General features: G+C 59.1%; 14 protein-coding genes and 2 pseudogenes. 9 read left to right on the forward strand and 7 right to left on the reverse strand.

Features of this window, described 5'->3' with window-relative positions; genetic code table 11:
- Positions 1 to 265: 265 nt before the first annotated feature.
- Positions 266 to 577: pseudogene (locus ASF14_RS10475) on the forward strand (integrase core domain-containing protein); the annotation flags it as partial.
- A 178-nt stretch (positions 578 to 755) separates the two neighbouring features.
- On the opposite strand, the gene ASF14_RS10480 reads toward ASF14_RS10475, so the two are convergent.
- The 5 genes from ASF14_RS10480 to rfbC form a co-directional block, all read right to left on the reverse strand.
- Complete coding sequence (locus ASF14_RS10480; protein WP_168371517.1) at positions 756 to 1,868, reverse strand: acyltransferase family protein; 1,113 nt, start codon at positions 1,866 to 1,868, stop codon at positions 756 to 758.
- A gap of 867 nt (positions 1,869 to 2,735) precedes the next feature.
- Positions 2,736 to 3,599, reverse strand: a complete 864-nt coding sequence (rfbA, locus tag ASF14_RS10485; protein ID WP_056434759.1) for a glucose-1-phosphate thymidylyltransferase RfbA — start codon at positions 3,597 to 3,599, stop codon at positions 2,736 to 2,738.
- A complete protein-coding gene (rfbD, locus tag ASF14_RS10490) occupies positions 3,596 to 4,489 on the reverse strand; it encodes a dTDP-4-dehydrorhamnose reductase (protein ID WP_056434760.1) in 894 nt (297 codons plus the stop codon). The genes rfbA and rfbD overlap by 4 nt, the downstream gene beginning before the upstream one ends.
- 44 nt (positions 4,490 to 4,533) lie before the next feature.
- The gene (gene rfbB / locus ASF14_RS10495; protein ID WP_056434761.1) at positions 4,534 to 5,583 is read right to left on the reverse strand and encodes a dTDP-glucose 4,6-dehydratase; all 1,050 of its coding nucleotides are present in this window, start codon (positions 5,581 to 5,583) and stop codon (positions 4,534 to 4,536) included.
- Positions 5,584 to 5,593: 10 nt separating this feature from the next.
- Positions 5,594 to 6,154: a dTDP-4-dehydrorhamnose 3,5-epimerase gene (rfbC, locus tag ASF14_RS10500; RefSeq protein ID WP_056434762.1), complete on the reverse strand. Its 561-nt coding sequence runs from the start codon at positions 6,152 to 6,154 to the stop codon at positions 5,594 to 5,596.
- A gap of 165 nt (positions 6,155 to 6,319) precedes the next feature.
- On the opposite strand from rfbC, the gene ASF14_RS10505 reads away from it, so the two are divergent.
- The 5 genes from ASF14_RS10505 (at position 6,320) to ASF14_RS10525 (ending at position 13,012) form a co-directional block, all read left to right on the forward strand.
- Positions 6,320 to 7,567 (forward strand): tetratricopeptide repeat protein, encoded by a 1,248-nt coding sequence (locus ASF14_RS10505; RefSeq protein ID WP_168371518.1) that lies wholly within the window; start codon positions 6,320 to 6,322, stop codon positions 7,565 to 7,567.
- Position 7,568: 1 nt separating this feature from the next.
- Positions 7,569 to 9,035: an O-antigen ligase family protein gene (locus tag ASF14_RS10510; protein ID WP_082442186.1), complete on the forward strand. Its 1,467-nt coding sequence runs from the start codon at positions 7,569 to 7,571 to the stop codon at positions 9,033 to 9,035.
- Between the two features lie 114 nt (positions 9,036 to 9,149).
- The gene (locus ASF14_RS10515) at positions 9,150 to 9,830 is read left to right on the forward strand and encodes a polysaccharide biosynthesis/export family protein (RefSeq protein WP_056434765.1); all 681 of its coding nucleotides are present in this window, start codon (positions 9,150 to 9,152) and stop codon (positions 9,828 to 9,830) included.
- A complete protein-coding gene (locus tag ASF14_RS10520) occupies positions 9,827 to 12,037 on the forward strand; it encodes a GumC family protein (protein ID WP_156361140.1) in 2,211 nt (736 codons plus the stop codon). The genes ASF14_RS10515 and ASF14_RS10520 overlap by 4 nt, the downstream gene beginning before the upstream one ends.
- A gap of 33 nt (positions 12,038 to 12,070) precedes the next feature.
- On the forward strand, positions 12,071 to 13,012 hold the full coding sequence (locus ASF14_RS10525; protein WP_156361141.1) for a glycosyltransferase family 32 protein: 942 nt from the start codon (positions 12,071 to 12,073) through the stop codon (positions 13,010 to 13,012).
- Between the two features lie 3 nt (positions 13,013 to 13,015).
- Here the strand turns inward: ASF14_RS10525 and ASF14_RS10530 are convergent, their stop codons facing one another.
- Entirely contained in the window at positions 13,016 to 14,071 is a 1,056-nt protein-coding gene (locus ASF14_RS10530; RefSeq protein ID WP_082442187.1) for a glycosyltransferase family 2 protein, read from the reverse strand.
- A 24-nt stretch (positions 14,072 to 14,095) separates the two neighbouring features.
- Positions 14,096 to 14,512 (reverse strand): hypothetical protein, encoded by a 417-nt coding sequence (locus ASF14_RS10535; protein WP_056434768.1) that lies wholly within the window; start codon positions 14,510 to 14,512, stop codon positions 14,096 to 14,098.
- 166 nt (positions 14,513 to 14,678) lie between these two features.
- On the opposite strand from ASF14_RS10535, the gene ASF14_RS10540 reads away from it, so the two are divergent.
- The 3 genes and pseudogenes from ASF14_RS10540 to ASF14_RS10555 form a co-directional block, all read left to right on the forward strand.
- Positions 14,679 to 15,002 (forward strand): hypothetical protein, encoded by a 324-nt coding sequence (locus ASF14_RS10540; protein ID WP_236697019.1) that lies wholly within the window; start codon positions 14,679 to 14,681, stop codon positions 15,000 to 15,002.
- A protein-coding gene (locus ASF14_RS10550) for an IS3 family transposase (protein ID WP_156361142.1) occupies positions 14,968 to 16,118 on the forward strand; the annotation gives its coding sequence in 2 pieces (ribosomal slippage) (positions 14,968 to 15,232 and positions 15,232 to 16,118; 1,152 coding nt in all). Before ASF14_RS10540 ends, ASF14_RS10550 begins: the two co-directional genes overlap by 35 nt.
- A gap of 27 nt (positions 16,119 to 16,145) precedes the next feature.
- Positions 16,146 to 16,598 (forward strand): annotated as a pseudogene (locus ASF14_RS10555) (DDE-type integrase/transposase/recombinase); the annotation flags it as partial.
- Positions 16,599 to 16,690: the final 92 nt, after the last annotated feature.

The following is a 16,690-nucleotide window of genomic DNA, read 5'->3' on the forward strand; positions in this document are numbered from 1 at the left end:
CTCGCTGGGTGAGGTGAGGCTGGTCACCTCCATCCGACCAGTCATACGAGCACTCGTATGACTGGTCGTAGAACCTACAACTTCCCGCACCGCCTGCGCCCTCGTCAAAGGCCGCAAGCATCTCAGCCACAGGCCCTACCGCAAGGCGGCCTGCCGACCACGCTTACTTCTGACGGACAATGGCATCCAGTTCGCCGCGCAGCCCAGCAACCGCAACACCGCCTGGTCGCGCCAGATGCGCTTCGACATGATCTACGAGGCAAACGGCATCGAGCACCGGCTCACCAAACCGAACCATCCCTGGACGAACGGCCAGGTCGAGCGGATGAACCGCACCATCAAGGAAGCGACCGTCACACGCTTCCACTACGAAACCCACGAACAGCTTCGGACGCACCTCGCTGACTTCATGGTGGCCTACAACTTCGCCCGTAGGCTCAAAACGCTCAGCGGTCTTACGCCCTACGAGTACATCGCAAAGATCTGGACGTCAGAGCCAAACCGGTTCATCGTCAACCCGATCCACCAGATGCAGGGACTGAACACCTTGGGGCTACTCAGTTGCCGGACTGGCTGACTGGCTGCAACGAGGTCCCCCCGTACAAGGCGCCGGACTACCGCCCCGCGAGTACGGTATAAAACCCGCGAGGCTCCATAAGGCATTTAGAGGCAACGACACTTCGACTGAAACATCACAAACTTCACGGCAGCCATCGCATTCGCCGCGACGCTCAAGTAGGCTATGAGTTTTAGATTTAAGACGGACCGCTCAACTCAGTACTGCGATGTGACGTCGCAGAACGCTGTCGCTTGACCCAAAGCAGAACGGGCCGCTCAACAATTAGCCAACTCGCCCATCCGCAAGCCAAGGCAAGCAATAGCGTCATCGTACCAATCAAAAAAAGACTAGCGGAATCCATATAACGAATCAGCAGCTGTTCAATCGGCCATGCGTAAAGATAAAGACCATAAGATATGTCGTTGCGGTCGTTAATTCGGCCAATCAGCGTATCGCCTCCTAACCGCGCTGCAGTAAATAACAGGTATCCCCCAAATACTGCGACACCGATATCCGTCAGTGGAGCAATCGGCAGGGTAATGCACAGGCCAGCCGCTGCAAAGATACTCCCGGTAACGGTAAGGCGCAGGCAGTCCCGATAAAGATAAAAGGTCGCACCGGTAAGAAACATTCCCGGCAGCTTGAATAAGAAAGCCGGCGCCCCTGCAAACGCTCGGCCTTTCGTCAAAGCATTGACAGCATCGGCTGGTACCGTCTGAGCGGCGATTAGTAAGATGAGTGCAAGTAAAGCGACCCCGGCGCGCTTTCGATATAGTCCAGCGATACCGAGCAGTGCGGCCAGCGCGTAACAGGCGAATTCGTATTGGATCGTCCATGCCGCGCCATTGAGCGCAGATATAGGATCGTTGTAATGCTGCCCAGGAAAGGCGCCTTCGACCCGCGGCTGCGCAAGGATCGCGATCCGCACGATACTACCGATTAATATGCGCGGCGATCCGATGTCGAGCTGTGTACCGGCAAGTGGGGCCACTGCAAAAAGACATACGAAGGACGAGACGATAAAAGCGGGATAAATTCTAGCTGTGCGCTTCTTGAAGAAGGACGCGAGTGATGAGGACTGAACGAAGCTGCCAGTGATCAGATAGCCGCTGACGATGAAAAAACCAAACACCGCCAGCCCCCCAAAGGACAAGGTGCCGGTCAGCCGCGTCAGCACTTCCCGATTTGGGCTTCCGTCGATCAACTCAGGCGTATGCGAAACAATGACAAGGGCGGCAAGGAAAAGCCGGAGTACTCCGAACGCATTATGATGATCACCGAACCGCTTTGGCCGGTCTGCAAGCTCCATATATCCCCTCACGCCCATCAACCCGGATCGGTTCCCTAACTATGAACGTTGTCCCTTATTGTACAGTATTTAAAAAAGGGCCCGTGTGGTGGGCTCAGGGCTCAGTAAATGATCCAAAGCATGATAGATGCGGAGAGGTCGATAACAAGCACGGAGGCGTGAACGCATTGATGTAACGGGTATAGACGAGCCTCTAGCCCATGAGGCGGGCCGAACATGTCATCGACGCCATCGCGACCCCGGTAGGGCATTGCCGTGCGATCTCGACACAATGCGACCTTTCATGACGGAATGCAAGTGTCGGTGCCCGCGCGGCAAGCGCTTGGCAAAACCAATCGGCGTCCTGGCCGCTTTCTGCGAACAGCAACGGTGCCGGGCATTGCCTCGAGCATGCCCCCCCCCCCCCTTATAGCCGCTCATATGTCCTATGATCAGCATCATGAAGCGGGGTGCATTCGGTCATCACAGATGGCATGCAAGGTGCCGTTCAAGCCACCCCTCGTGCAGCGCAGACATCAGCCAGCGAGAGCATCGCTCGAGCCCTCTCTTGAACAGGATGGCCGCCACCCTATACGCCTTCAAACGTCTGGCATCGATCATCGACCGATGCGGGGGCAACTAATAAACCGATTATAGATCGTTTTGAGCTGAACATAGGCCCCTGGGGCACCCGGCTAACGCAGGCCGTCCAGATCACGAAAAAAATCCGTCGGCCATCCAAGCGCGACATACTCCACGACAATGTCAAGTGCGGCTCAATCCGGCGCATCTGCCCGCCCCTCACCCAGATTGGGTCATTTGTCGTCGAATCCCGCCATCATTGGTCAATCTTGCCTTATCCATGCATGCAATTAATAGGTCTTGAGCCTAACATATAGCTTTCAAGATCGCACGGCCGTAAGCTGTCTTTTTGAACATCTCGCCTCGCACCCGTGCTTCGTCTATGGAGATGAAGCCTTTTTCGTAGGCTATCTCCTCCAGGCAGGCGATCTGGATGCCCTGCCTGTGCTGGAGCGTACGGACAAATTCCGATGCTTCGAGCAGGCTATCGTGAGTGCCGGTATCAAGCCAAGCGTAGCCCCGGCCCATTTCTTCGACGTAGAGGTCGCCCGCTTCCATATATAAGCGGTTGATGTCGGTGATCTCAAGTTCGCCGCGGGCCGACGGCTTGAGGTTACGGGCATATTCGACAACCCGGTTGTCGTAAAAATACAGTCCGGTGACCGCGCGGTTCGACTTGGGGCGTTCCGGTTTTTCTTCAAGGCTCAGTGCACGCCCGTCCGCCGCAAGTTCGACGACACCATAACGTTCGGGGTCTTCGACTTGATAGGCAAAGACGGTGGCGCCGCTGGGACGTGCTACCGCGCTCGCTAGTAGATCAGGCAAACCGGCGCCGAAAAATATATTGTCGCCGAGGACTAACGCGACGTCATCGCCGTCGATGAAGTCTGCCCCGATCGTAAAGGCTTGCGCCAACCCGTCGGGGCGCGCTTGCTCCGCATATTTTATTCGCAACCCAAACGCCGACCCGTCACCGAATAAATGACGGTAATTATCTATGAATATTGGTGAAGAGATGAGCAGAATATCACGAATGTCCGCAAGCATTAAAACTGATAGGGGATAGTATATCATCGGCTTGTCATAGACTGGCAGCAACTGTTTATTCACCGCCAGTGTCGCTGGATGAAGACGCGTACCGGACCCACCTGCTAGAATGATGCCCTTCATATTTTGGCTCCGATCAATTCGTCTAGGATATCACTCAACGCATCGCGCCAATCACGCGGCGTTATGCCATAAGCGGCACGTATTGCCTCATGGCTAAGCAGAGAGTTGGCGGGACGCCGTGCGGGGGTCGGATAATCGCTACCCGGGATCGGTATCACTTCAGCACTTGGGCCGCCACGCAACACCGATTGACGGAAGATTTCGGTGGCAAACTCGGCCCAACTGATCTCGCCAGCGTTGCTGAAGTGGAAGGTGCCGGTGGGCGCATCTGCGTCCTCGGCTAGCCGTACGGCGATGATGCGCAACGCCATGGCTAGATCGGCTGCACCCGTCGGACTTCCGCGCTGGTCCGCAACTACAGTGATGCTGCTGCGTGCCTCACTGACGCGCAGCATCGTTTTGACGAAATTGTTGCCATGCGCGGAGACTACCCATGCAGTGCGGACAATTGCATGGCGCGCGCCACTGGTCCGGACCGCAAGTTCGCCACCCAATTTAGATGCGCCATAGACACCGAGTGGAGCAACGGGATCATCGACCTGCCACGGGCCTGTCTTGTTGCCAGCAAAGACATAATCCGTTGAGACTTGGACCAGTGGGACATCAACCTTAGCGCAAGCCTCCGCAAAAGCCGCGGGCGCCATGGCATTAACCGCCCAGGCGCTAACTAAGTCGGTTTCTGCTTTGTCAACCGCCGTGTATGCCGCGCCGTTGATCACCGCTGCCCAGGGCCGTGATGCGACAAGTGCGAGGATCGCAGCCGTATCGCGCAAATCGAGTTCGGCGACGTCCACCGCGGTCACTCGCCAGCCTTCGGGCCAAGAGCAGCGCTGCAATTCGGTGCCGAGTTGGCCGCCCGCACCGGTAATCAAGACCTCACGATGCGCCATGACCCCCGGCCTTTCGACAAATAAATATGTTGATGCCTGACACGTCAGGCAACGCCGCGCCGTACGGCAGCCCTGGCTGCAACTAGCGGTCGCCACCAATCCTCGTTAGCAAGATACCACACGACAGTCTTCTCGATTCCCGTTTCGAACGTCTCTTGAGGACGCCAGCCGAGTTCGGCGTTGATACGGCTGGCATCAATCGCATAGCGTTTGTCATGACCGGGACGATCGGCGACCGAGGTGATCTGATCGGCGTAGGGACGGCCATCGCCGCGCGGGCGCAACCGATCTAAGATCGAACAGATGGTATGTACCACCTCAATGTTTTTCTTCTCGTTATTTCCTCCGACATTGTATGTACGGCCAACAGTGCCACGCTCGAACACCGCCTGAAGCGCGCGGACGTGATCCTCGACGAAGAGCCAATCACGCACTTGATCACCAGCGCCGTAGATGGGCAGTGGTTCGCCATCCAACGCCTTGGCAATCATCAGGGGCACGAGTTTCTCGGGAAAGTGATAAGGCCCGTAGTTGTTTGAGCAGTTGGTGATCAGGACTGGCAGCCCGAAGGTATGGCCCCATGCGCTGACCAGATGGTCGCTGCCAGCCTTGGATGCCGAGTAGGGTGAACGCGGATCGTAGGGCGTCTCTTCAGTGAAAAAGCCCGTGTCACCGAGGCTACCATAGACCTCGTCGGTCGAAATATGGTGGAACCGAAACGCCGCCTTGCCCTTCTTGTCTAGGCCGAGCCAATAGGCGCGCGCTTCGGCCAACATCGTATACGTGCCAACGACGTTGGTCTGCACGAATGCGCAAGGTCCGTCTATAGAGCGGTCGACATGGCTCTCGGCGGCAAGATGCGTGATCACGTCAGGCTTAAATTCGGCGATGGCGGCGCGGACCGCGTCAGCATCGCAAATATCGCCCCTAACGAAGCGATAGCGGTTATTAGCGGCAACCTTTTCTACAGTGGTCAGCGTACCTGCATAGGTCAGTTTATCGAAGTTGAGTACCTCATGCTGGCTATGCTTAATGAGGTGACGCACGAGAGCCGAGCCGATAAAGCCGGCACCACCGGTGACGAAGATGCGCATGTCGAAACCTTTAGAGGAGCGGCGCCAGTGGGCGTCCATCGTAGGAGAAAGGGCTGTCAAATTCGCTCAGTAGTGGCTGACCCGCGTCCTTAGCGCTTAGTTCCGGCCTCGTACCCGCAGGTATTGGCCAATCGATGCCAATGCTATCCCAGCGAATGCCGCCGTCATGATCCGGCGCGTAAGTGTCGGAACATTTGTAGGTCACTTCGCAATCCTGCTCGAGCGTTACAAAGCCATGCGCGAAGCCGATCGGGATAAAGAGCTGATGACCGTTATCGGCCGACAGTTCCGTACCGACCCAACGCCCCCAGGTGGGCGATCCTTTGCGAACATCCACCGCAACATCGAAAATACGCCCGCGCACGCATCGCACCAATTTGTCCTGCCCCCTGCACGGCGTTTGGAAATGGAGGCCCCTCAAAGTGAAGACTGGAACGGACAATGAGTGATTATCCTGGACGAACCGGCAGGTAATGCCCATCTGAGAAAACGTGGGCTCCGAATAGACTTCGGCAAACCAACCACGGGAATCACTGAAACGGCGTGGCGTGATGAGACGTACAGGGTTCATGGCATCGCCCTACAGCATGGATTGCAGCGCAGCAATTAGATCGACCAGAAACGTGTTGATTGCAGCGACGCGTCTTTTTCCGTAGGGCCCTCGGCAGATCGGTTCGACAGCAGTCGCGCGCTATCGTCACCGACTTTGTCCGGGTTAGCGTCAAAAGGGATGAAGTTGTCTCCAGTCCGTTCGATCGTTCGCCCCGCCATAATCGTAGTCGGTGGCGTGCTGCTAGGCTGGCTGGTTCTGGCAGCCACCATGGAGAGGATATTCGCGCGTTCCGCGCCGCTTCTGGCGCTGTCCTGGAACCCGGCTAGCGCCGATGCGAATGTCCGCGCCGCAGACTTGCTAGTAAATGAAGGGCCGCTCGATCGAGCCAAGGGGATGATCGCCGCCTATGCAGGCCGATCGCTGAACCGGCAGCCCGTCAATCCCGGCGCAGCGCGACTTTTGGGACTCATCGCCGCGCAGGATGGCGACCATCAGGCGCAGGCCGAGCGTCTGGTTCGTTATGCCGAGGCGATGTCGCGCCGCGATTTGCCCACTCAAATGTGGCTGATCGAAAGCAGCGTCTCACAAGGCGACGTAGAAAACGCACTGTTGCACTACGATCGTGCGTTAAAGACTAACATCCGGTCCTATGCGCTGTTGATGCCGACGCTTGTCCAAGCCGCCAACCAACCCGAAGTATGGCGGCCACTTGCCACGATCTTGTCGCGGCGCCCCCAATGGTGGCGGCCGTTTCTCGAACGCTACGCCGCCAGCGGCACGTCGCCGGACGCGCTGGTGGCGTTTTCACGAGCTCTTCATCTCGACCTCGCCCCGCCCCCCGATCCCGGCATGCTGCAGGCCATTGAGAAGCGGCTGGTCGACCTGTTCGCCTATAGCCGCGCCGCAGCGCTTTACAATCGCGCGCACGGCCTCGCTGCGGACGATCACACACCCGTCCGCAATGGCGATTTCGAACGCCCCAGCAGCGCGGATCCGTTCGATTGGAATCTGATCGACGAGGACGATCTAGCTGCGGTTCGCCAACCCAGCCCGGTTCACTCCGACGGCAACGCACTGTTCCTTTCGGCGGCCAACGGTCGTGGCGGCGATCTGGCGGTCCAATTGACGATGCTGATGCCCGGTCGCTATCGGGTCACTGCAAAGGTAGGTGGAGTGAGTGGCGATCCGTTGGCATTTCCCCGGCTCGTCGTTAGATGTGCCAAGGATGCGCGCGAAATCCTACACGTAGCCTTTCCTCCGGCACCGGACACCGGTCGGTTTTGGAGCATCAACCTGACCGTACCTACCGATTGCGAAGCGCAGCGAATCGTGCTGCGCGCAGCTAGTACGCTGGATGCCCCGGCCGCAGCGCCCTGGATCGATTCCATCGTCATCCGACCATATACTCAGTCTCAGCAGGTAAAGCGCTGACATGACCGTCGCCAACCGATCACATCACCGCCGCTCCCCGTCATCTGGCGGTCGGTCCAGCCGGCCGTCGGGATCGACCATTATGATGCGCCATTGGCGGGATCAGCTGGACTTCCTGATCCTTTGCGCGCTGCTGATCCTAATCGCCCTGGGTGGCGGATCCGCCTTTGCAGACACGCTATCATTGATCTACGTGCGGCTAGCCGCGGTGGCCGCACTGGTGGCATTCGCCCTGACGCCGGCGCAGGCGCAGTGGCGGACATTCTGCGTTCCCGTGATCCTGCTCGTCCTCCTGGCAGTTCTCATCACCATCCAGCTCGTGCCGTTGCCACCGTCGATCTGGAGCGCCTTGCCCGGTCGCGCGCCCTATCTCGAAGCTGCAGCTGGACTGGACGGCATTCAACCTTGGCGGCCGTTGTCGCTAACGCCAGACCTAACCGTAAATAGTTTGGTATCACTGGTGGTCCCGGCCGCCGTCCTGGTCGGCTTCGTTAAGTTGACCGCCGACCAGCGCCGGTGGTTGGTTGTCGCCTTTATCCTTCTTTGCATCGCCAGCATGGCGATCGGAGTAGCGCAGGTCGCGGGCGGCAAGAACTCCGTCCTGTACACCTATAAGCGCACCTACGAAGGTACTGCGGTAGGCCTGCTCGCCAACCGCAATCATCAAGGCGCACTGCTCGCTGCGCTATTCCCTGCCCTGCGTGTTTGGACGCTGTTCCCTGTTTCGGACCAGCGCTGGGCGCGGCGTCGGTTCTGGTTGGCGGTGGCGATTGGTATCGTTGCCGTCCCGGTGTTGCTCGCCACCGGATCACGCGCTGGCATCCTTCTCGGTGTGGCGAGCCTCGTCGTCACCCTCTTACTGTTCGCACCCAACCGCGCACAGCGAGCAGGGGCGTGGCCCTCTCCGCTACAAGCCCGTGCGTTACAGATAGGAATTCCCGCCTTGCTCGTTGTGCTGGTGCTGGCGACCTGGTGGTTCGGACGCGCATTATCGATCCAGCGATTGGTCGGGGGGGCGCCTTCGCTCGAAGACGACCTCCGGTTCCGCTTCGCTCCCCTAGTTGTACATATTATAGAACGCACCTTTCCCGTCGGCACCGGCTTTGGCAGCTTTGATCCGATTTTTCGCCAATATGAGCCGGATGCGATCCTAATCGACAGCTATTTCAACCATGCCCATAATGAAGTGCTTGAGATACTGCTCACGGCGGGTGCTGCAGGGGCCGTGTTGCTCACGCTATTCGTCGCATGGTGGGTCGTCAGCGTGATTCGCGCCTTGCGCGATACGGCCAATCCGGCGCGCCGCCTGGCATTATTGGGCGGCATGGTGACTGGCATCCTGATGGCTGCCAGCCTTGTGGATTATCCACTACGTACACCGTTACTAGGCGCATGGTTCGCCATCGGATGCGGATGGCTATGCGTCCGAAATGCTGATGCGGTCGCCAAAGCGACGACGCTTCCGTAAACATTCACGACGAAGATTGCCGTATTGGGTTGTCCCCTGTAGGGCCTTCGTTGACCGGCTTGAGTCCAAGGACAGACATTCGTGAAAAAGTGCTTAGAGATCTTGGGAGCGAGCATGCTCCTGCTGGCCAGCGGATGTGCCGAAGATCATTTTGTCGGCAGGCCTGGGTTAACGGTTACCGAGCAGAAGGCGCTGCCCGAGCCCTTAGCGACAGACTTGGTGTCCGCGCCGCGTCCACAGGTGCTAGGGCCGTTCGATCAGGTGTCGGTTGACGTGTTCGGCCTGCCCGAATTCAGCCGTACGGTAACGATCGACCGTAGCGGCAATATCTCGCTTCCCCTTGTAGGCGCATTGCCAGCTTCCGGTAAAACACCGACCGAACTGACACAAGCGGTCACCGAACGACTCCGCGCGAACCACGTTCGCGCGCCACAGGTCAGCATCAACGTCACTCAGGTCGTTAGCCAGGTGATCACCGTCGACGGGCAAGTTCGAACGCCGGGTCTGTATCCGGTTACCGGTCGCATGACGCTCATGCGTGCGATCGCCCGGGCCGAGGGCGTGACAGATGTTGCCCGAGAGGATTTTGTGCTCGTGTTCCGCCGCGTTGATGGCCGCGATATCGTCGGCCTGTATGATCTGCGGGCCATCAAGCAGGGGATGTACGAAGACCCAGAGGTGTTTGCCAACGATGTGATCCAAGTGGACTCATCGCGCGCGCGGAGATTGTTTAACCTCGTCATCGCATCCTCTGGACTAATTGCCGCACCGCTTGTAGCGATTCTGAACCGATGAACGATTTTAAGCTTCAACCCGCCACGGCCAGTGCTTTTCCGGAAGTGATGATCGAGGGCGACCAAGCACGCAACAAGCGGTCGCTGGTGTCCGAATATCTATCGATTGCGAATCGCCGCAAATGGTTGATCCTTGGAACCGTGATCGCGTTCCTGATCGCCGGCTTGCTGGTGACGCTGCTGATGACGCCGCTCTACAAAACGAGCGCCATACTTGAAATCCAGCGTGAGAATCGCAATTTTGCTGAGGTCAAAGGCTCTGAACAGGCGCAGGCTTCTGCAGACAACGAATTCTACCAAACCCAATACGGCCTTTTGAAATCGCGCGCGCTTGCAGAGCGGATTGCCCGCTCCCTGCGCCTCGGCGACGACCCTACTTTCTTCGAAAAATTCGGTGTGAAGCCATCGGATGATATGTTCGAAAGCGGTCGTCCTATTCAGACCGCCGCGGCACGCGCCTCGCGGATCAAGGCGGCTGGCAATCTGATCCTTGCCCGTATGGATGTCGAACCCGAACGGATGTCGCGTCTCGTAGAGATCAGCTTCACCAGCCCCGACCCTGAGCTGTCGAAGCGAGTGGTGGACGCCTGGTCGACGAATTTCATTCAATCGACACTGGAACGGCGGTATTCGGCCACGTCCTATGCGCGCAATTTTCTGGAAGAGCGGCTAAAGCAGTTGCGAATCCGAATTGATGAATCCGAGCGCGCGTTGGTTAACTATGCCTCGCAGCAAAACATCGTCAACATTCCCGGATCGACTGACTCGAATGGACAGACGACCGGCGAGCGGTCTCTGGTAGTCGACGATCTTGCCAACCTTAACCGCGAACTGGCGCAGGCTACGGCCGAGCGGGTGGCTGCGGAAAGCCGCTTGAACAGCGGTGGGGCTACAAAGGAGCAACTCGACAACACGGCGAACAGCACGCTGCGTACCAAGCGGGCTGAATTGGCCGCTGATTATGCACGCATGTTGCAGCAGTTCGATCCTGCCTACCCACCTGCCAAAGCGCTGCAAGCGCAGATCCGGTCCATCGATGCTGCCTTGAGGGGCGAGGGCAGCCGCGTCGATGCGGTGCTTCGCGCCACCTATCAGGCGAGCCTGTCGCGCGAGCAGCAACTGACTTCTCAAGTTAACAAGCTGACCGGTCGCGTATTGGATTTCCGACGCCGTAGCATCCAATACAATATTCTCCAGCGTGAGGTCGATACCAACCGCCAACTGTATGATGCTCTGCTGCAGCGATACAAGGAGATCGGTGTTGCCGGAGGCGTCGGTGTTAACAACATCGCGGTCGTTGACGATGCCGAATTGCCAGTTGCACCTGACCGTCCGCGCCCGCTGTTCAATATGGCGCTCGCGCTGTTCGCTGGCTTGGTTGTTGGAGCTGCACTTGCCATCGTATTTGAGCAGATCGATGAAGGTCTGACCGATCCTATCGAGGTCGAAGAAGTCCTTGGCCTGCCGCTGATCGGCGTCACGCCCAAGCTGCCGAACGACAAGCCGGTAGTAGCACTGGACGACCCCAAGTCGATCCTGACCGAGGCTTATGCTTCTATTGTGGCCAACCTGGGCTTCGCCACTTCACATGGCATTCCCCGGACGCTGGCTATCACCAGTGCCCGTGCTGCAGAGGGTAAAAGCTCGACGAGCTATGCGATCGCCCGCTCGATTGCACGTACTAATAGAAGCGTACTGCTGATCGATGCCGACATGCGCTCGCCCTCGGTCCACGCGCTTCTAGAGAAGCCGCTCGATCAAGGCCTCAGCAACTTCCTGGCGGGAGCCAACGACATTGACCGGCTGATACGTCCGACGGAAATTGCTGGCCTGTCCATTATATCCGCCGGGCCACAGCCGCCCAGCACGCCCGAATTGTTGTCGGGAGATCGACTTCGCGCGCTGCTGGAGCAGATGGGCGACCGATTCGATCATATTGTCCTCGATCTGCCGCCCGTCATGGGACTGGCCGACGCCCCGTTGATCGCCAGCCAAGTGGAAGGCACGTTGGTCATCACGGCCGCGCATAGCACGCACAAGAACGTGGCGCGCATCGCTATCGGCCGTCTGCGCAGCGCTCATGCCCATATGTTGGGCGTGGTGTTGACCATGTTTGATGCTAAGCAGGCGAGCTATGGGTATGGATACGGCTATGGCTATGGCAACGGCTATGGCTATGGCTCGAGTTCCGATGAGGCAGCGAACTGAGCCGTGTGGGACAACGGCCGATCAGCAGTGGGCGTGAAGTACGACATGGGCAAACATGCAGACACCGCCGCCATTGCGGCAATCCTAGATGCGTTCGTCGAAAAACGGCTGGCTGGGGTTGTTCGCACCGGCGCAATCCCGCGTATCCTACACCAAACCTATCCGAACAAAATGTTGCCCGAGCCGCTGGCCGGCAACGTCGTGACGCTTCGTGCGCGCAACCCGGACTGGGATTATCGGCTCTATGACGACACGGATATCGAGCGCTTCATTGCAGAAGAATACGGCCCCTCCGTGCTCGAACGTTATTTGCGCATATCACCATCGTATGGCGCTGCGCGCGCCGATCTGTTTCGATATCTGTTGATCTATCGGTTTGGCGGCCTCTACCTTGATATCAAGAGCACTGCCGATCGCCCTCTGAGTGACGTCTTCGGTCCAGCCGATCATTTTGTTATATCACAATGGGACAACGCGCCGGGTCGGGAGCACGAGATTTGGGGATTACACCCGGACCTCAGCCATGTGCCTGGGGGAGAGTTCCAGCAATGGTTCATCGCCTCGGCGCCCGGTCATCCCTTTCTACGCGCGGCGATTGAACGCGTGCTCCGTAATATCGATCGTTACAATCCGTTTCGCGACGGAGTCGGCTTGGAAGTCGTACGGGTAACTGGTCCAATCGCTTATACCTTCGCAATTGAGCCGCTTCTTGACCGCCATCCGCATCGTCGTGTCACCAGCGAGGCGGCTCTTGGACTACGCTATTCAGTGATGGCTTATCACGCACACCACGCCCATTTCCGCGGTCATTATTCCCAGCGCATGACTCCAATCGTCGGCGAAACACGCGGAAAGGTCAGCCAAGCGGTACTCACAGGCTACATCCATGCTCGCCGTCATGTCGGGCGCATCATCAAACACGCCAAGTACATGTACAGCCGGATACGTGGCCAGCCCGTTATACTGACCCAGTAAGCGCTATATGCGCCGGCCTAAGCCAGCAACACCGAGCAGCAGGTCTTTTGCCGCAGCACGACGCAGGGCCTTTGTCGCCTCTGGATTACCGGTTGGTGACCGCAGCATCTTGAAATACTCGCCAGCACGCTGGGGCAGCGTGATGCCGTCATAGAGCCGAACCCGTCGCGCCCAGCGGGCCGCGCGTTCGGCAAAGCGTGTAGCTGCCTGCGCGGCCGCGTCACGATCGCAACCCTCCGAGCGCTCAGCGAGCGCCGCAAAGAGGTTCGTCATGTGCGCATCGAACACGGCCCGCTCGCGATAGACCGTCAACGGCACCGTCCGTACAACGTCGAGTCGGCTTTTCCACCGTGCTAGCGCCCCCCCTGCCACCGTAGTGCCATAGACGTTTGCGCCATGCTGCCGGTACAGGATCAGGGGTTCGGCGATATGCGATACCCGCCCCAGCGCTGCAGCGAGCACATAAAGCCAAGTATCGTGTGACAGTGGCCGAGTTGCCTGCGGCTGACGGGGCCGGTCGGCCCTCGGCACCAGCGTTACTAATTCCCGGCGGAACATCATGCTGTTGCCCCACCCCGTTACATAAGGATCGATCTCGAGCGGCGTGAAGCAGTGGTCGCCTGCAATCCCCTGATCATGCGTGCCGATCGGACGCAGGTCTTCATCAGTCAGCGTTAGTCGATGCATGGCGAGCAGGCTGGCATCGTCACGAAGCCGCGCATGACTTGTAGCAAGCTTGTGGGGCAGCCAGACGTCGTCCTGATCGGACAGTGCGACCAGCGGCGCGGTGCAGGCAGCCGCAGCATGGAGGAAATTGTCAGCGAAGCCCAGCCGTTCCGCCTTGTCCAGGATTCGCACCGGAAATGGCACTTGCGCAGCGAAGGCGCGCACGATCGCGAGCGTGTCGTCGGTTGAACCATCGTCGCTGACCACCAGCTCGACCGGCGGCAGGGTCTGAGCGGCAATGCTTTCAAGCTGTTCGCGGATATATCGCGCACCATTATAGGTGGCCATGGCGACAGCGATGCGTGGATCCGTTATTCTAGGGTCGATAGCCATCGGTGACGCTCCTTTGGCAGGTCGCTAGCGACTCTGCATAATACCTGCGCCGAAATCACGAGCAGTGGCGGCGCGTTCAAGCAGATCAGGCGTCATGGCGCAGCGCTGGCTGATTGCGATCTCGCGTGTGTATTCGACGCCTCCCTGCGAATAGATGCACTGGCGCCGGCCATTGTCCGTCGTCTCGCGCATTAACATGGCGTTCCCCGGAATGGGACGGTTGGGATCGCGATACGGTGCAATGTCTGGACACGGCTGGCTGGCTGGCACGACCGTGTTGCGCGGGACCATCTGGCCGTCCGCCAACTGGTCCGACCCCACGTACAGACATAGCCGCCGGTTATCGACCACGCGATCACTTAGCAACTGTGCCGGCGCTGGCGGAGCGATCGGCCCCAGAACCACGGTGAGGGTTGCACAGACGAGGAAAGCACGTTTCATTTTGCCCCTCTACGATGCGAGCGGGATCAGGGAAAGAGTGTCTGCTATCGGCCTTACGCTTGCGACGTATTGGCCCTACAAGGTGGCATGGCTGAGGCGGCGATCAGCCGTGGACCGCTGCGCCTAGCCGTCCGGAGTTCCTCGAGCACCTGCTGCAAGCGGTGAGGTGCTGTACCGCATCCACACTATCCTAACCGACAATGGCATCCAGTTTGCCGAGCAGCCTTGCAACCGCAATATAGCCTGGTCGCATCAGATGTGGTTCGACATGATCTGCGAGGCCAACGACATCAAGCACGTCATTACTAAACCGAACCATCTGTGGACCAACGGACAAATGAAGCGGATGGACCCGACCATCACGGAGGCGGCCATCAAACGCTTCCACGATGGAAGCCACGAATGGACTTGCCTCGGCAAGGTGGAGAGTTCCCTTGAAGTGAAAGGCGAACTCAATGACGAAGCAGCGACGGTTCACGAAGGAGTTTAAGGACGAAGCGGTTCGGCTGGTGGCGACCAGCGGACGGACGCAGCGCGAAATAGCGGAGGATCTGGGAGTGGGGCTATCGACGCTGGTGCGCTGGATCAGCCGCAGCCGGGATCGTCTGGTGGATACGCCGGATCAAGCGCCGCAGGCGGATATGGCTGCCGAGTTGAAGCGCCTTCGGCGGGAGAATGAGATCCTTCGACAGGAGCGTGACATACTGAAGCGGGCGACCGCTTTTTTCGCCCGGGAGGGAAATCGATGAGGTTCCAGCTCATCGATCGGGCGAGAGAGGATTTCCCGGTCCACCGCCTCTGCCGGGTGCTCGGCGTCAGCCAGAGCGGCTACTTCGCTTGGAAGGATCGCCCGGCCAGTCGGCGTCAGCGCGATGACATGGTGATGCTGGCGCATGTCCGCTCGGCTTTTGCCCTGTCGAACGGCACCTATGGCAGTCCGAGGATGACGCGCGAGTTGCAGGATGATGGCTTTGCCATCGGGCGGCGTCGCACGGCGCGGCTGATGCGCGAGAATAACCTGCGTGCCCGGCAGAAGCGCAGGTTCAAACGCACGACCGACAGCGAACACGCCTGGCCGATCGCGCCGAACATCATCGACCAGGATTTCACCGCGACGGCAACCAACCAGAAGTGGGGCGTCGACATCTCGTACGTCTGGACACGGGAGGGATGGCTCTACCTGGCGGTGGTCATCGACCTCTTCTCCCGCCGCGTCGTCGGCTGGGCTGTCGGCGACCGGCTGCACCGCGATCTGGCGCTGGCTGCCCTGCGCAAGGCGCTCGTCATGCGGCGTCCCCCCAAGGGGCTCATTCATCATTCGGACCGCGGTAGCCAGTATTGTTCGGTGGACTACCAAGCCGAGCTGCGTCGCCACGGCATCCGCATCTCCATGTCGGGAAAGGGAAATTGCTACGATAACGCCATGGTCGAGACATTCTTCAAGACCATCAAATCCGAACTCGTCTGGCCCACCGTCTTCTATACCCGTACCCAGGCCGAGCAGGCCATTGCCCGCTATATCGACGGCTTCTACAATCCCGTCCGGCGCCACTCCGCGCTCAACTACACCAGCCCGGCGCAGTTCGAACAAACCGCGCCACGCTGAGCAAATGCCTCTCCATTTGAGCGGGGCAAGTCCAGCATGCGGTATCGGTCTTGCCGGACGGATGATAGCGACCTGCGGTCGCATTTGCGTGAGTTGACGCAGCAGCGCCGGCGGTTCGGCTATCAACGGCTGCACATCCTGCTGCGGCGGGACGGCATCACGATCAACCGCAAGAAGACCAAGCGGCTCTACCGTGAGGAAGGGCTGACGGTCAGGCGCCGGAAGGGACGAAGGCGCGCCGTGGGCGCGCGGGCGCCTGCGCCGGTGCTGGCGCTCCCCAACCAGCGCTGGAGCCTGGACTTCGTGCACGACCAGCTCATCACTGGCCGACGGTTCCGCGTGCTCAACATCGTCGACGACGTGACGCGCGAATGCATCCGGGCGGTGGTCGATACGTCGATCTCCGGCAAGCGGCTCGTGCGCGAGTTGGCCGATCTGATAGCCGAGCGCAGCTCACCCAAGATGATCGTCAGCGACAACGTCCTATGTCGGGAAGCAGCGGCGGGTTTTGGCCAGCAGATATCGATGCGCCGACAACCATCGGCGCGGCATGCAATCTGAGCCAGATGGCT

This window comes from Sphingomonas sp. Leaf257, from assembly GCF_001422185.1.
Classification (GTDB): domain Bacteria; phylum Pseudomonadota; class Alphaproteobacteria; order Sphingomonadales; family Sphingomonadaceae; genus Sphingomonas; species Sphingomonas yabuuchiae.

What these genes read in the sequence shown, in the direction of transcription:
- ASF14_RS10480 (WP_168371517.1), bottom strand. Translation starts at nt 1,868, where the DNA reads ATGGAGCTTGCAGACCGGCCAAAGCGGTTCGGTGATCATCATAATGCG.
- rfbA (WP_056434759.1), bottom strand. Translation starts at nt 3,599, where the DNA reads ATGAAGGGCATCATTCTAGCAGGTGGGTCCGGTACGCGTCTTCATCCA.
- rfbD (WP_056434760.1), bottom strand. Translation starts at nt 4,489, where the DNA reads ATGGCGCATCGTGAGGTCTTGATTACCGGTGCGGGCGGCCAACTCGGC.
- rfbB (WP_056434761.1), bottom strand. Translation starts at nt 5,583, where the DNA reads ATGCGCATCTTCGTCACCGGTGGTGCCGGCTTTATCGGCTCGGCTCTC.
- rfbC (WP_056434762.1), bottom strand. Translation starts at nt 6,154, where the DNA reads ATGAACCCTGTACGTCTCATCACGCCACGCCGTTTCAGTGATTCCCGT.
- ASF14_RS10510 (WP_082442186.1), top strand. Translation starts at nt 7,569, where the DNA reads ATGACCGTCGCCAACCGATCACATCACCGCCGCTCCCCGTCATCTGGC.
- ASF14_RS10515 (WP_056434765.1), top strand. Translation starts at nt 9,150, where the DNA reads ATGCTCCTGCTGGCCAGCGGATGTGCCGAAGATCATTTTGTCGGCAGG.
- ASF14_RS10520 (WP_156361140.1), top strand. Translation starts at nt 9,827, where the DNA reads ATGAACGATTTTAAGCTTCAACCCGCCACGGCCAGTGCTTTTCCGGAA.
- ASF14_RS10530 (WP_082442187.1), bottom strand. Translation starts at nt 14,071, where the DNA reads ATGGCTATCGACCCTAGAATAACGGATCCACGCATCGCTGTCGCCATG.
- ASF14_RS10535 (WP_056434768.1), bottom strand. Translation starts at nt 14,512, where the DNA reads ATGAAACGTGCTTTCCTCGTCTGTGCAACCCTCACCGTGGTTCTGGGG.